At 32.9% G+C, this 14,016-nt stretch carries 14 protein-coding genes; 8 read left to right on the top strand and 6 right to left on the bottom strand.

The window, feature by feature from the left end:
* The first annotated feature begins 8 nt into the window (after positions 1-8).
* From AC4FQ3_RS12160 to AC4FQ3_RS12130, 7 genes are all read left to right on the top strand, one after another.
* Positions 9-1,325 (top strand): ABC transporter permease, encoded by a 1,317-nt coding sequence (locus AC4FQ3_RS12160; RefSeq protein WP_491182021.1) that lies wholly within the window; start codon positions 9-11, stop codon positions 1,323-1,325.
* Between the two features lie 104 nt (positions 1,326-1,429).
* On the top strand, positions 1,430-2,593 hold the full coding sequence (locus AC4FQ3_RS12155; protein ID WP_491182020.1) for a sigma-54-dependent transcriptional regulator: 1,164 nt from the start codon (positions 1,430-1,432) through the stop codon (positions 2,591-2,593).
* A 152-nt stretch (positions 2,594-2,745) separates the two neighbouring features.
* Positions 2,746-3,408, top strand: a complete 663-nt coding sequence (locus AC4FQ3_RS12150; protein ID WP_042565150.1) for a DEAD/DEAH box helicase — start codon at positions 2,746-2,748, stop codon at positions 3,406-3,408.
* An 84-nt stretch (positions 3,409-3,492) separates the two neighbouring features.
* Entirely contained in the window at positions 3,493-4,308 is an 816-nt protein-coding gene (locus AC4FQ3_RS12145) for an alpha/beta hydrolase (RefSeq protein ID WP_073395466.1), read from the top strand.
* Positions 4,309-4,327: 19 nt separating this feature from the next.
* Entirely contained in the window at positions 4,328-4,546 is a 219-nt protein-coding gene (locus AC4FQ3_RS12140) for a putative signal transducing protein (protein WP_042565152.1), read from the top strand.
* A gap of 73 nt (positions 4,547-4,619) precedes the next feature.
* Positions 4,620-5,447, top strand: coding sequence for a Cof-type HAD-IIB family hydrolase (locus AC4FQ3_RS12135; RefSeq protein WP_491182019.1), 828 nt, complete (start codon positions 4,620-4,622; stop codon positions 5,445-5,447).
* Positions 5,431-5,958, top strand: a complete 528-nt coding sequence (locus AC4FQ3_RS12130) for a GNAT family N-acetyltransferase (protein WP_491182018.1) — start codon at positions 5,431-5,433, stop codon at positions 5,956-5,958. Before AC4FQ3_RS12135 ends, AC4FQ3_RS12130 begins: the two co-directional genes overlap by 17 nt.
* A gap of 107 nt (positions 5,959-6,065) precedes the next feature.
* On the opposite strand, the gene AC4FQ3_RS12125 is transcribed toward AC4FQ3_RS12130, so the two are convergent.
* The gene (locus AC4FQ3_RS12125) at positions 6,066-6,596 is read right to left on the bottom strand and encodes a hypothetical protein (RefSeq protein WP_042565155.1); all 531 of its coding nucleotides are present in this window, start codon (positions 6,594-6,596) and stop codon (positions 6,066-6,068) included.
* A 505-nt stretch (positions 6,597-7,101) separates the two neighbouring features.
* Between AC4FQ3_RS12125 and mtaB the strand changes: the two genes are divergently transcribed.
* A complete protein-coding gene (gene mtaB / locus AC4FQ3_RS12120) occupies positions 7,102-8,436 on the top strand; it encodes a tRNA (N(6)-L-threonylcarbamoyladenosine(37)-C(2))-methylthiotransferase MtaB (RefSeq protein ID WP_042565156.1) in 1,335 nt (444 codons plus the stop codon).
* 147 nt (positions 8,437-8,583) lie between these two features.
* On the opposite strand, the gene AC4FQ3_RS12115 is transcribed toward mtaB, so the two are convergent.
* The 5 genes from AC4FQ3_RS12115 to AC4FQ3_RS12095 form a co-directional block, all read right to left on the bottom strand.
* The gene (locus AC4FQ3_RS12115) at positions 8,584-9,093 is read right to left on the bottom strand and encodes a hypothetical protein (RefSeq protein WP_073395522.1); all 510 of its coding nucleotides are present in this window, start codon (positions 9,091-9,093) and stop codon (positions 8,584-8,586) included.
* 290 nt (positions 9,094-9,383) lie between these two features.
* Positions 9,384-10,100: a 3-ketoacyl-ACP reductase gene (locus tag AC4FQ3_RS12110; RefSeq protein ID WP_491182017.1), complete on the bottom strand. Its 717-nt coding sequence runs from the start codon at positions 10,098-10,100 to the stop codon at positions 9,384-9,386.
* Positions 10,101-10,215: 115 nt separating this feature from the next.
* Positions 10,216-10,803, bottom strand: a complete 588-nt coding sequence (locus tag AC4FQ3_RS12105) for an LURP-one-related/scramblase family protein (protein WP_491182016.1) — start codon at positions 10,801-10,803, stop codon at positions 10,216-10,218.
* Between the two features lie 37 nt (positions 10,804-10,840).
* Complete coding sequence (locus tag AC4FQ3_RS12100; protein ID WP_491182015.1) at positions 10,841-11,542, bottom strand: SIMPL domain-containing protein; 702 nt, start codon at positions 11,540-11,542, stop codon at positions 10,841-10,843.
* 248 nt (positions 11,543-11,790) lie between these two features.
* Positions 11,791-13,956: a vWA domain-containing protein gene (locus AC4FQ3_RS12095; RefSeq protein ID WP_491182014.1), complete on the bottom strand. Its 2,166-nt coding sequence runs from the start codon at positions 13,954-13,956 to the stop codon at positions 11,791-11,793.
* Positions 13,957-14,016: the final 60 nt, after the last annotated feature.

Raw genomic sequence — 14,016 nt, 5'->3', positions numbered from 1 at the left:
ATAAAAAAATGAGCATCATTTCGCTGATTATAAAAAGAGAATTTATTGCCAAAGTGCGCAATAAGTCTTTTGTTGTTATGACTTTTTTGAGTCCGTTACTGTTTGTGGCAATTGCCGGATTTATTGGTTATTTAAGTTCAATGAAAGCTGAAACCAAACGAATCGCAATTCATGACGAAACAGGTTTGTTTGCAGATGATTTTGTAAAACAGAATAAAAAAGACGGAGAATACAGATATTTAGATCTTTCTCAAATTGATACAAAATCTTTGAAAGACAGTATTGTCAAAGAGAATTTTACAGGTTTAATTATTATTCCCAAAACGAGTAATTTAAAAGATTTAGAAAGTAAAATAGATTTTATTTCGAATAATAGTCCAAGTATTGCTTTTATAGAAAACACACAGGATGTTATTGCTGATAAAATAACAAAGTTAAATTTCGAACAAGCTAAACTAGATACATTAGCCATTCAAAAAGCACATGCTGAGGTTAATATTCATTTGGCGAAAGCTTCAGGAGAAGAAAGTTTAAAAGGTCTGAACGAAATAAAAATTGGAATTGGAGGTGCTTTCGGATATTTAATTATGATGTTCATTATCATTTATGGAAATATGGTAATGCGAAGCGTGATCGAAGAAAAAACTAATAGAATTATCGAAATCATCATTTCATCAGTAAAACCATTTCAGTTAATGATTGGTAAAATTGTTGGAACTTCCCTTGCCGGATTATTACAATTTATAATCTGGGCTATCATTGGTTTGGGATTAATGTTTGCAGCTTCAGCATTTTTTGGAGTAAATGTTGGTCCAACAGCCAAAATTCCACCAGGATTAATGCATTCTGCACAACAGGAATTTTCGGGGACAGCACAAATGTATATTAGTGAATTATGGAATTTACCAATCGCCAGTATCATTATTGGTTTTGTGGTTTATTTTATTGGAGGATATTTTCTATATAGTTCATTTTATGCCGCAATTGGCGCAGCGGTCGACAATCAAACCGATTCACAGCAATTTTTGCTGCCTATTATAATGCCGCTTATTTTAAGTGTATACATCGGATTTTTTACCGTAGTAAACGATCCACACGGAACTGTTGCAATTGTGTTTTCAATGATCCCGTTAACGTCGCCAATTGTAATGTTAATGCGAATTCCGTTTGGCGTACCGTGGTGGCAAATTGCAATTTCGGTATCATTATTGTTTGCAACCTTTTTCCTTGTTGTCTGGTTCGCTGCAAAAATTTACCGCGTTGGTATTTTAATGTACGGCAAAAAACCAACCTGGAAAGAATTGTATAGATGGCTTAAATACTAATTAAAGTTGCTAAGATTCTAAGATACTGAGTTGCTAAGTTTTTTTTAGCATCTTTTAAAAGCTTAGAATCTTAGCAACTCAGAACCTTAGCAACTTTAAAAAGAATGAGTAAAATACTAATTATAGAAGACGAAGCGGCGATCAGACGAGTTTTGGTAAAGATTTTATCAGAAGAAAATGATACGTATCAGGTTGATGAGGCAGAAGATGGTGCTGCGGGACTTGACAAAATTAAAAACAACGACTATGATTTGGTTTTGTGTGATATCAAAATGCCAAAAATGGACGGTGTTGAGGTTTTGGAAGAAGTAAAAAAAATTAAGCCCGAAATTCCTATGGTGATGATTTCCGGTCACGGCGATATGGAAACGGCGATTCATACAATGCGTTTGGGAGCTTTTGATTATATTTCGAAACCACCGGATTTAAATCGTTTACTGAATACAGTTCGTAATGCTTTAGACAAAAAACAACTTGTAGTCGAAAATAAAATTCTAAAGAAAAAAGTAAGTAAGAATTACGAAATGGTAGGTGAGAGCGAAGCCATCAGTCATATTAAATTAATGATTGATAAAGTAGCGCAAACCGAAGCCAGAGTTTTAATTACAGGACCAAACGGAACCGGAAAAGAATTAGTCGCGCATCAATTGCATGAAAGAAGTGAGCGCGCTAATTTTCCAATGATTGAAGTAAACTGCGCTGCAATTCCAAGTGAATTGATTGAAAGCGAATTATTTGGTCACGTAAAAGGTGCTTTTACATCGGCAGTGAAAGATCGCGCAGGAAAATTTGAAGCAGCAGATAAGGGAACCATTTTCTTAGATGAAATTGGAGACATGAGCCTTTCGGCGCAAGCCAAAGTTTTACGTGCTTTGCAGGAAAGTATGATTACCAGAGTTGGGGCAGAAAAAGATATCAAAGTGGATGTTCGCGTTGTGGCTGCAACTAATAAAGATTTAAAAACAGAAATTGCCGAAGGTCGTTTCCGAGAAGATTTGTACCATCGTTTGGCAGTGATTTTAATTAAAGTTCCGCCATTGAACGAAAGACGCGATGATATCCCGGCTTTGATACGACACTTTGCAGAGAAAATTGCTTCGGAACAAGGAAATGTTGTTAAAGTATTTTCGCAGCCAGCCATAAAATTATTGCAGGAATACGACTGGACAGGAAATATCCGTGAACTTCGAAATGTAGTCGAAAGACTAATTATTTTGGGAGGAAACGAAATATCTGAAACAGATGTAAAAATGTTTGCAAGCAAGTAGGTGCTTCGCGCAATAGGCTTTAGGCAATAAGCTTTAAGCTATTAATGATGTAGAATTTTTGCCTATAGCTTATTGCTTAAAGCTTATAGCATTTTAAAATATAAATAATTTTTGCTTATGGCTTATTGCCTAAAGCTTAAAGCATAAAAGAGATGAAATTAAAGAAGATAAACGAGAAGTTACAAGACGCATTAATCGAAAATGGTTTAACAGAAGCTAATATTCTGCAAAAAGAAACTTTTTCGACCATAAAAAGTGGTGCCGATTGTATTATTCTTTCTCCGGAGGGAAGTGGAAAATCGACGACAATTGTTTTGAATGTGATTCAGCAATTGGCGGGTCAGACAGAAGAATCGCCACGTGCTTTGATTTTTGTGGAAGACAAAACCAAAGTATTAGAAATGGTAGACCTTTTCGCGAAATACGGAAAATACACCAATCTTGAAGTGTACGGAGTGCATGACAAAGGCGATATGGATTATGATAAAAATTATATTTCAACCGGAATTGATGTTTTAATAGGTACGCCAAATAAATTAAGTGATATGTTTACAACAGCGGGTTATAATGTAAACCGTTTGAAAATGTTCATTTTGGATGATGCAGATCCTATTTTGAAATTGCGTCATGAAACTAAAATTATGCGTATTTCTAATAGTATTCCTAAAACACAGCGAATTATTTTTGCTGAAACACTAACAGAACGTATAGAAATTTTAGCAGATAAAATGTTGCTTGAACCTTTTTTATTCGACATGGATGAAGAAGGTGAAGAAGAATTAGACGAAGAAGAAGGTTTTATCGAAGAGGAGTAATTTATAGTCTCAGTTCTCAGTCTCAGTTTTCAATACTATAAACTGAGACTGGAACTGAGAACTGCAAACTAGAAACTAAACTATATGGAAATACTCAAGACCTTTAAATTTCTAACAATTGTGCTTTTGCTATTTTTTGTTGTTATTTATATTTTGGTAGTTTCTTATGTATATTTTAATCAGGTTGGAATGATTTTTCAAAGTGCAAGACTTCCAAAAGATTTTAAGTTTGATTATCAGCAAAAATTTGAAGAATTAAATATTAAATCGTTTGACGGAATTAATTTGAACGGTTTGTTATTCAAAGCTGAAAACTCTAAAGGTTTGATTTTTTATCTCCATGGAAACGCCGGAACACTAGAAACCTGGGGAAAAATTGCAAAAGTGTATACCAAACTAGGGTATGATATTTTTATTTTGGATTACAGAAGTTTTGGGAAAAGTGAAGGAGAAATCGAAAATGAAGATCAATTAAATAAGGATGTTTCTGTTGTTTATAAAAAAATGCTTGAAAGATATCCTGAAGATAAAATCATTATTACGGGTTATTCAATAGGTTCTGGATTGGCAACTATTTTAGCTTCTCAAAACAAACCTAAAGCTTTAATTCTTCAGGCGCCTTATTATAGTTTTACAGAATTATCGAGTTCGAGAGTTCCGTTTTTTCCTAATTTCATGAAGAAGTTTAGTTTAGAAACGAGGGATTATTTGCCAAAAATAAAAGGACCCATTTATATTTTTCACGGAATAGAAGATCAATTGATTCCATTTAAAAATTCAGTTCGATTGAATGAATTATTGAAGTCAGATAAAAATTTGTTTCTGCTGAAAAACCAGGATCATATAGGAATAAATGAAAATGAAGATTTTCAAAATCAGCTAAAAATAATATTACAATAAAAAATTAAAAATAAATGTTATGGGACTAATGAAGGTGTTTTCAGGAAGTGAAGTATTAGCAATTGCTTTACAGGAAAGATTAGAACAAGCGGGAGTAGAAACCGTAAAAAAAGATAATATTCAATCAGCGCGTATGGGAGGTTTTCCAATGTCAGACGTTGCGGTAGAAGTTTTTATTCAGGAAACAGATTTTGCAAAAGCAAATCCGGTAATTGAAGATTTTAGAATGAGTATCTAAATTAGTTTTCAGTCGCAGTTTACAGTCTCAGTAAAGATGAAAACCGCGACTGAAAACTGAAAAACTACAAAATATGCAATATAAAATGCTTGTACTCGACATGGATGATACCTTGTTGACAGACGATCATAAAATTTCAGAATTAAATAAAAAAGTCCTTCTTGAAGCTCAGGCAAAAGGGGTGCATGTTGTCTTGGCTTCGGGTCGGCCAACATCGGCAATGACGGCTTATGCCAAAGAATTAGAATTAGACTTAAACGATTCGTATATTATTTCGTTTAATGGCGCTGTAATTAGTACGGCAAAAGATGACCTTATATTATTTGAACAGTGTTTAACTCCGGAGCAAATTCATGATTTATACGATTATAGTGTAAAGATGAAAACACATATCATCACCTATCTTGATGGTGAAATAGTAAGTGAGACAGACTCTGAATATATCGAAATCGAAAAAGATATCACAGGATTGCCTCATAATAAAGTGTCTGATTTTAAAGCTGCAGTAACTAAACCTGCTGTAAAATGTATTTTATTGGCAGAACCTTCATACTTAAAAGAAGTAGAAAAAGATTTAAAGTTAGCAATGCCAAATTTGAGTGTCGCTATGTCTAAACCTTTTTTTCTGGAAGCTGCTCAAAATGGCATTGATAAAGCAAACAGCTTAAAACTTTTGGCAGAAAAACTAAATATTCACCAAAGTGAAATTATTGCTGTTGGAAATGCAGGAAATGATTTAACAATGATCGAATATGCCGGTTTAGGTGTTTGGGTTGATAATGTAACACCAGAATTGCGTGACAGAGCCAATGTAATTGTGGCTTCAAATAACAATGACGGAGTTGCTGAAGTGGTACAACGTTATATCTTAAATAATTACATTCATGAAGAAATCAATTGAGACAGAACGTTTGCTTTTGAGAGAATTAAACCTTTCAGATGCAGCTGGAATGTTTGAATTGGATTCTAACCCAAATGTGCATATTTTTCTGGGGAAAAAACCAGTAAAGAATATTGAGGAAAGTATAAGTCAGATTGAAAATATCCAACAGCAATATGCAGATTTTGGAACTGGTCGCTGGGCTGTTGTCCTTAAAGAAACCAATGAGTTTCTAGGCTGGTCAGGAATAAAATTCATTACAAATGAAATCAATAATCATAAAGATTTTTATGAAATTGGTTATCGTTTCATCGAAAAACATTGGGGAAAAGGATACGCAACCGAAGCAGGAAAAGCTTTTATAGCATATGCTTTTAATGAAATGAAGATAGACTCTCTTTATGCTTATGCAGATGAAGGAAATGAAAACTCAAGAAAGATTCTTGAAAAACTGGGTTTTCAGTACATAAATTCGTTTTTGTATGAAGACGAATTAGAAGTTTGGTACGAATTTAAAAATCCGAACAAATAATATTAAATCAGAGAAATGTGTCCCAAATCTTTATAAACTTTCGTAATGAGTTTGCAAAGATTTGGAAAACAGCTCGTTGTTTTTATTCTCTGAGAAATTAATTCTTATTATTTTTTAGCTACAGAAACAAAATATTTATTTCCATCACCCATTGTTAATTTTACACGTTCGTCGCAAAGATCAATAGCAAAATTTACACTTTCGTAACAGCTGCAAGTAGTGTTTTTATCTTTAGACATTTCAGTTTTGCAATTGTTGTTTTTAAAAGTAGCTAATTGCGGCGTATACAAGCTTACTAAATCTGTAGAAGCCGTTACTAAAGAAATGATACTTGCAGAATTGTTGTTCGCAATTCTATATACAATTCTATCAGTATAGTTTACTTCGTTTACAGTTACTTTACGAATGTAGGTATAAGCAGTTGATCCTTCACCTGGTTCTTTTACTTCAAACTTAAAACCAACCGCACGAATAGCAATGTCAAATTGTGATTGAGAGTTTAAACTCGCCCAATTTGTCAAAGTACTAATAGATGGGAATGGATTAGTAGTAGCGGGAGCAGCAGGTTGTTGCGTTTGCGCTTGCGAAGTGAAAAAGGTTAAGAACATCAAGCAGATTGTGGGTAAAAATGCTTTCATAATAAGTGTGGATTTTTTTAATTTTTTGCCTACTCTTTATGGTTTTCGGCTTACCCATTTTTATTTATAACAAAACAACAATATAACGACTAAATTTCAAAATTGTTATCGTTAAATCTACGGTTTATTAAATTATTTTATGTTAAAATTTTTATCTAATAATAGCATAACTTCAAACGATGATTTTTTTAAAGCTAAATGTAAGAAAAATTTAATTTAACTGTAAAAAAAATGTATTTAACCGACAAAATTTGCTTTTAATCGATGTTTTGTCATTTTATTCTTATTGAATTATTTTTTTCTCTTTACAAATAAAACTTATTTTTTGATTCTACGAATAGAGTTTAATGTTTTTTTAGTCCTGTTTTAATAGATGTTTACTGCAAAATATTGATATATAGTATATTATTGATTTTATTTTAAAGAATATTGTATGTAAATTTGCAAACTCTCTAAATTGAGATGTAAATATAATATCTTACTACTTAAAACGTAGTGTATTCCTATGGAAAATAGAAAAAAAGTTGCTTTTTATACGCTTGGATGCAAATTGAATTTCTCAGAAACTTCTACAATTGCCAGAAACTTTAATGATGAAGGTTTTGATCGTGTTGATTTTGAAGAAGTAGCCGACATTTATGTGATCAATACCTGTTCTGTAACTGAAAATGCAGATAAACAATTTAAGCAGGTTGTAAAAAAGGCGATGAAACTAAACGAAAAGGCTTTTGTTGCCGCCGTGGGTTGTTATGCGCAATTAAAACCAGAAGAATTAGCTGCTGTTGATGGCGTTGATTTGGTTTTGGGAGCTACCGAAAAATTTAAAATTACCGATTATATTCACGATTTAAGCAAAAACGATATGGGTGAAGTGCACTCATGCGAAATTGCCGAAGCCGATTTTTATGTAGGAAGTTATTCTATTGGCGATCGCACGCGCGCTTTCCTGAAAGTTCAGGATGGCTGCGATTATAAATGTACATATTGTACAATTCCTTTAGCAAGAGGGATTTCGAGAAGTGATGCTTTAGAAAATGTTTTAGAAAATGCCAAAGAAATTTCGAAGCAAAACATCAAAGAAATTGTTTTGACCGGAGTAAATATTGGAGATTACGGAAAAGGAGAATTCGGAAATAAAAAACACGAACATACTTTTCTTGATTTAGTTCAGGCTTTGGATAAAGTGGAAGGAATCGAACGTTTGAGAATTTCATCCATCGAACCTAATTTACTGAAAAACGAAACGATAGAATTTGTGTCTAAAAGCAGAACTTTTGTACCGCATTTTCATATTCCGCTGCAATCCGGAAGCAATGATATTTTAAAATTGATGAAACGCCGTTACTTACGTGAAGTATATACAGAACGTGTGAATAAAATTCGTGAAGTGATGCCGCACGCTTGTATTGGTGTTGATGTAATTGTTGGCTTTCCCGGAGAAACTGACGAGCACTTTTTAGAGACATATCATTTCCTGAATGAAATGGATATTTCATATTTACATGTCTTTACCTATTCTGAAAGAGACAATACCGAAGCTGCCAATATGCCTGGAATTGTTCCTGCAAATGTTAGAGCAAAACGCAGTAAAATGTTGCGAGGATTATCAGTAAAAAAACGCCGCGCCTTTTATGAAAGTCAGTTAGGAACAAACAGAACAGTTTTGTTCGAAAGTGAAAATAAAGAAGGATATATACACGGTTTTACCGAAAACTACGTAAAAGTAAAAACACCGTGGAACCCTGAATTGATTAATACATTGCAAGAAATCAATTTAACAAAAATCGACGAAGACGGAAGTGTTCGATTAGAGTTTTTAAACAAATTAGCGGAAGCTTAAAAGTATACGGAATTGTAGTTTAGATCTTTGTCAAAGTTTTAAACTTTGATAAAGATTACACATAGAAAGATTTACAGTTTGTTATAAAGACAAAAATAAAGCCCTTTTTATTTAAAAAGGGCTTTTTCATTTTCTATAAAAATTAATCTATTTCTTCTCTTGCTGAAGCATTAATTTCAATGAATTAATATAATCTGTGTCAAATTCAATTACTCTGATTTTTTCAGGATTAAAACTTAATTCACCGCCAAACTGACCTTTTGTGTCTAAAAAATCAATCGTAAGTTCTTCATCGTTCAATTCAATCAATTTACCCAAATAGGCTGATTTTGCTGATTTTTTAGAAATCTGTAAAATGCCATATTTATTGTTTATGAAATTTACAATCGACGCCAAATCCCTAATCGGAATAATATCTTCGGCATTTGTTTTTAAACCTTTCAGGCGAATTACTTTTTCGGTAAATTCCAGATCTTCATCTCTGTGAACAGCTTCAATATTCTTATTTTTTAAAATTACAAATCCATCCAAAATAAAATCTACCGGATTGTTTCTTAATAAAATCCAGTCATCAGAATAATCAATAAGAAAGCCTGTAAAAAGCTCTTTTTTGTCGCTAAATTCTATAGCTATTAATTGTCTTAAATATTGCTCCATCATAATTTTTTTAAAATTCCAATTTTTTAAAACTCAAATTCCAATTCTCGCTGCTCGATTCCAATTTCAACAAATAATTGGAATTTGGAATTTGTTTTTTAGAATTTATGTTTTTAAGGCTTTTAGATCTTTGTCAAAGTTTCAAACTTTGACAAAGATTAAGGTACGATAGTTTTTATGAAATTCCAATAAATAATTAAATTCCAAAAATAAATTCCAATTCCCGTAATTCAATTATAATTTCCACACAATTGGAATTTGGAATTTAAAATATTGGAATTTAATTCACCTTATGGGTTTGTCGACCAAATACTGCTATTTTTTATAAAAACCCTGCTGTTTAATTTCAGTTGTGCAATAATTAATTCAGCAATATCTTCAGATTGCATAACCTTTTCAGGATTACCATCTGTCAGGTTCAAATCTTTTGCCATATCAGTCGCAACTGTACTTGGCGTTAAGGCAGTAACGCGAATATTGTGTTTTCTCATTTCCTGCATTAAAGAATCGGTTAATCCTAAAACAGCAAATTTTGAAGCACTGTAAGCACTTGTTAACGCATTTCCGTTTAATCCTGCAGTTGATGAAATATTAATAATATCTCCTGTTTGTCTTTCAATCATATTGGGGATAACGGCACGGGTTGTGTAATATGTCCCCATTAAATTTACCTGAATAATTTTTTCCCACTCTTCTGGTTCTAATTCCAGGAATTTCCCAAAAGAAGCAATTCCGGCATTATTAATTAAAATATCAATGGTTTTAAATTCTGCCAAAGCTTTTTGAACTGCTTTGTTTATAGAGTTAATGTCTGAAACATCTGCAGAAAGAGCTAATGATTTTACACCCAAATGTGAAGTTTCAATCGCAAGCTGATCAACGTCTGTTTGTGTTCTTGAAACTAGAATTACATTTACGCCTTCTTTGGCTAATGCAATCGCGATTGCTTTTCCAATTCCTTTTCCTGCTCCTGTAATTAGTGCATTTTTATTTTTTAAGTCTGTCATGATTTATATATTAGAAATGCAAAAAGCATCATTTTAAGTCATACAAAAATAAAGCTTTTGATAACTAAAATGATGCTTTTAGAAGTTTTCTTAAACTAAGTTTAACAAACTGTTTTTATTCTTTTAAAACCATATCAATGCACATTACGGCTGCAAGAATTAATTGTCTTAACGGACTTTCTGGTGTTACAGTTTCTTCTATTTGAAGAACGTAATTATCGGCACTCGTAAACAATTCTTTGCCCATTCCTGCCCACTTTTTGCTTACTTGCGCAAGCTGTTTGTTTTCGTGCGAGAATTTAAAATCCCAACCCGTCCATTTTCCCTGAAGCGTTGCAACCGGTTTTTCGTTTTTATCTAAAATTTCAAATTTCCCTCCAAATGAAAAGAATTTCTGTTTAAAAGTTCCCACCAAACGATCTTTTTCGTCCAAAACTTCAACGGTAGAACGAAACCAGGCAATGCCACGTCTCACTGAAATTAATTTTTCTCCGGAAGCTGTTGTAATTTCAATATTAAAAGGCGTCATTCTTTTATAATCGGTAAAACGAAAAACTTTGGTAAAAAAGCCAAGATTATTTTCACGGCAATTCATGATAATCTGATTGCTTTCAGTATCATAAATGTCATAATTGTTTGCGGCCTTGAACATTCCAACGTGTTCTTTTACAAGAAATAGATTTTGATTTAAGATTGGGTTCATTAAGTTTTGTTTGAAATTGATTTATAAATATTTTAATTTATTCTAAGAGAAAGCGCACTTGCACATTACTTACAATTTTTATTTTTTCAAATTCAATGTTAGGTTGATTACTTGATTCTTCAGAATAATAGCTTCCTCCTGTTCTAACTGCTATTCCGGCAACGTTGCCCATTAATTGATTCGAAATATCTTCAAAGTTATTGATTTGAATGGCATTTCCAACTTTTTGGCTTAAAGGTTTCGTTAAACTTTCAGCAATTTGTTTGGCACGAAGAATGGCTTTTTCATTTATTAAAAGACGAATGTTTTTTTGCTGGTCGTTTTCAACTTTCTCAATTTGAACATTCGAGATGCCAATTTTTTCTAATCCCAGAAAAACCTTTGAAGCCGTTTTAGCATCGCCAACCAAAACAGAATAGGATTTACTTTTGAAAACATCATTTTGTTTTAAAAGATAAAATTTAAAATTGCTCGACATATCGCTCACACTCACATTTTTATCTGTGTTGATTCCAATTTCCTTTAATTTCTGGATCATTTCTTTTTCAAGATCTTCTACAGATTTTTTTCCTTTTGAATCTTTTTCGGTTAATAAAACATTAATCCAGATTTTATTAGGTAAAACTAATGTATCGGCCTGACCGGAAACTTCAATAAAAGGTTTTTCATAAATACTTTTAGTTTGAGAAAAAGCATTTATGGTGATGAATATTAATAGTGCAAAAAGTAGATTTTTCATTTGTATAAAAATTAAATAATAAATGAGTGTAATTTGTAAAGTTTAATTAAACACATAGAAACATAGGTCTCTATTTGTGAAAAAGAATATAAAAAGAAACTAGTTTCTCAAACATAGTCCCGAAGCTTCGGGATGTGTTAATGCAAGTGAAACACCTTTTTAGGTTTGCAAAAATCTATGTTTCTATGTGTTAAAATATTTTATGCTCAACAGTTTAAATAGTGACTAATATGTAATAAGACATTGATTTAATAAACCTGTTTCGCGCTTTCAATAAGTCGGATAAATTCTGCTTTATATCCTTCTGAATCATTTGTTGTTCCTTGTTTGGCTAATTTTAAAATATCTTCGGATGATTTATTTGTAATCAGTTTTGAATCTCTCAATTTTAGTCCAAACCACGCAACCGCCGTACTGAATTTAAAATCATCACTTGATTTTTCTAAAGAAACCGATTTATTTTCGATCACTTTTACCATTTCTATGCTTTTATCGCCATCTGGTTTTTTGTAACGGAATTTTACCGTGGCCAATTCACCAGCATAGTTGTTCGTGCTTTCGGGAACTGTAGTATATTTTAAGGCATCAGGCTGTTGGTTTAGGTAGTCGCTTGTAACTCCGGCCGGAATAATTTCATACAAAGCCGTAACGGTATGATTGCTTCCTAATTCTCCCGCATCGATGGCGTCATTTTTAAAATCTTCCGGACGTAATTTTCTGTTTTCGTATCCAATTAAGCGATACGCCTGAATTTGTTTTGGGTTAAATTCTATTTGAATTTTTACATCTTTTGCAATCGCAAACATTGAACCTTTAAACTCTTTTCCTAAAAATCGATTTGCTTCCTGAATGTTGTCGATATACGCATAATTTCCATTTCCTTTATCAGCCAGCGTTTCCATTTTGCTGTCTTTGTAATTGCCCATTCCGTAACCCAAACAAGTAAGGAAAACGCCTGATTTTCTTTTCTCTTCAATCAGTTTTTCCATGTCGGAGTTAGAAGTACTGCCTACATTAAAATCACCATCCGTTGCCAGAATCACTCTGTTATTTCCATTTTTAATGAAATTTTCAGCAGCAATTTTATATGCCAGTTCAATTCCGGCTCCTCCGGCAGTACTTCCTCCGGCATTTAAGTTTTCAAGCGCATCAATAATTGTTTTTTTCTCATCTCCGGATGTTGGAGCTAAAACCAAACCTGCTGCACCTGCGTAAACTACGATGGCCACTTTATCTTTGTTGCGCAACTCGTTTACCAATATTTTTAAAGATTGTTTCAATAAAGGCAATTTATTAGGCTCGCTCATTGACCCCGAAACGTCAACCAGAAATACAAGATTGGATGCAGGTAAATCGTTTGTTGGAATGTTTTTCCCCTGTAAACCAATTTTCAAAACTCTGTTTTTAGCATTCCATGGAGATTCGCTTACTTCAGTATTTATTGAAAAAGGATTTTGATCTTGCGGTTGCGGATAAGTGTATTTAAAGAAGTTGACCATTTCCTCCACACGAACAGCATCTTTAGGAACTTCTTGTCCGTTATTAATAAAACGTCTCACATTCGTGTAAGAAGCATTGTCAACATCAATCGAAAAAGTAGAAAGCGGTGCCGTTTTTGGGCTTTCAAAAGCATTTTCTACAAAAGCATCGTAATCTTCGTTGTTTGGTTCAGTTGGCTGAGGTACATTGACAGGTTTTAATTTGTTGCTAATTTCTTTTTCAGAAAGGTTTTTATACATTTCATTTTTAGTAGCAATAACTACAACGCCGTTTGCACCTTTAGTTCCATAAATAGCAGTTGAGTTCGTATCTTTTAAAACTTTTACATCCTGAATATCGTTCGGGTTTATTTGTGCCATTTGGTCGGCTTTTATGGCAACTCCGTCTACAATATACATTGGTTCATTTTTAGATGAAATAGATTGAGTACCATGAATTGCAATAGTCGATCCCGAAATATATTGCGAACTATTTTGTACACTTGGCGCAATTAAAGTTCTTCTCTGAACAGATTGGCTGACTGATTTCGTCGCCATCTTTCTTTTCTCAGATCTATAACTATTATCTTCATATTCTGAAGCAGTTCCATAACCTACGACTATAACTTCTTCTAAATGATTACTTTTCTCTGCCATTTTTACATTGATGACATTTGATTTTTTAACTGAGATATTTTGGGTTTTCATTCCGATATAGCTAAAAACCAAAACATCTCCGGTTTGTGCCTGAATAGAATATTTTCCATCAAAATCTGTTAGTGCTGTTTTTGTAGTTTTTTTAACGGTTACTGTAACTCCGGGAAGTGGCATATTAACATTATCGGTTACTATTCCCGTAATCGTTTTTTCCTGTGCAAATGTTACGAAACATATAAGCATAGTAATAGCTGATGAAATAAGTTTTAGACTTTTCATGATAGTGATTTTTTAAATTAATGTTCGGGTTTATCTTTGCCAAAGCCTCAACTCTGACAA

Source organism: Flavobacterium sp. AK-345 (assembly GCF_058310175.1).
Note: the sequence above shows the minus strand (reverse complement) of the source record. Positions and strands in the feature narration are given on the sequence as shown.

Excerpts from the sequence above, each read along its gene's own strand:
- AC4FQ3_RS12100 (WP_491182015.1), bottom strand. The coding sequence starts at position 11,542 with ATGAAAAATCTACTTTTTGCACTATTAATATTCATCACCATAAATGCT.
- AC4FQ3_RS12130 (WP_491182018.1), top strand. The coding sequence starts at position 5,431 with ATGAAGAAATCAATTGAGACAGAACGTTTGCTTTTGAGAGAATTAAAC.
- AC4FQ3_RS12150 (WP_042565150.1), top strand. The coding sequence starts at position 2,746 with ATGAAATTAAAGAAGATAAACGAGAAGTTACAAGACGCATTAATCGAA.
- AC4FQ3_RS12145 (WP_073395466.1), top strand. The coding sequence starts at position 3,493 with ATGGAAATACTCAAGACCTTTAAATTTCTAACAATTGTGCTTTTGCTA.
- AC4FQ3_RS12155 (WP_491182020.1), top strand. The coding sequence starts at position 1,430 with ATGAGTAAAATACTAATTATAGAAGACGAAGCGGCGATCAGACGAGTT.
- AC4FQ3_RS12125 (WP_042565155.1), bottom strand. The coding sequence starts at position 6,596 with ATGAAAGCATTTTTACCCACAATCTGCTTGATGTTCTTAACCTTTTTC.
- mtaB (WP_042565156.1), top strand. The coding sequence starts at position 7,102 with ATGGAAAATAGAAAAAAAGTTGCTTTTTATACGCTTGGATGCAAATTG.
- AC4FQ3_RS12135 (WP_491182019.1), top strand. The coding sequence starts at position 4,620 with ATGCAATATAAAATGCTTGTACTCGACATGGATGATACCTTGTTGACA.
- AC4FQ3_RS12105 (WP_491182016.1), bottom strand. The coding sequence starts at position 10,803 with ATGAACCCAATCTTAAATCAAAATCTATTTCTTGTAAAAGAACACGTT.
- AC4FQ3_RS12160 (WP_491182021.1), top strand. The coding sequence starts at position 9 with ATGAGCATCATTTCGCTGATTATAAAAAGAGAATTTATTGCCAAAGTG.
- AC4FQ3_RS12095 (WP_491182014.1), bottom strand. The coding sequence starts at position 13,956 with ATGAAAAGTCTAAAACTTATTTCATCAGCTATTACTATGCTTATATGT.
- AC4FQ3_RS12115 (WP_073395522.1), bottom strand. The coding sequence starts at position 9,093 with ATGGAGCAATATTTAAGACAATTAATAGCTATAGAATTTAGCGACAAA.
- AC4FQ3_RS12110 (WP_491182017.1), bottom strand. The coding sequence starts at position 10,100 with ATGACAGACTTAAAAAATAAAAATGCACTAATTACAGGAGCAGGAAAA.
- AC4FQ3_RS12140 (WP_042565152.1), top strand. The coding sequence starts at position 4,328 with ATGGGACTAATGAAGGTGTTTTCAGGAAGTGAAGTATTAGCAATTGCT.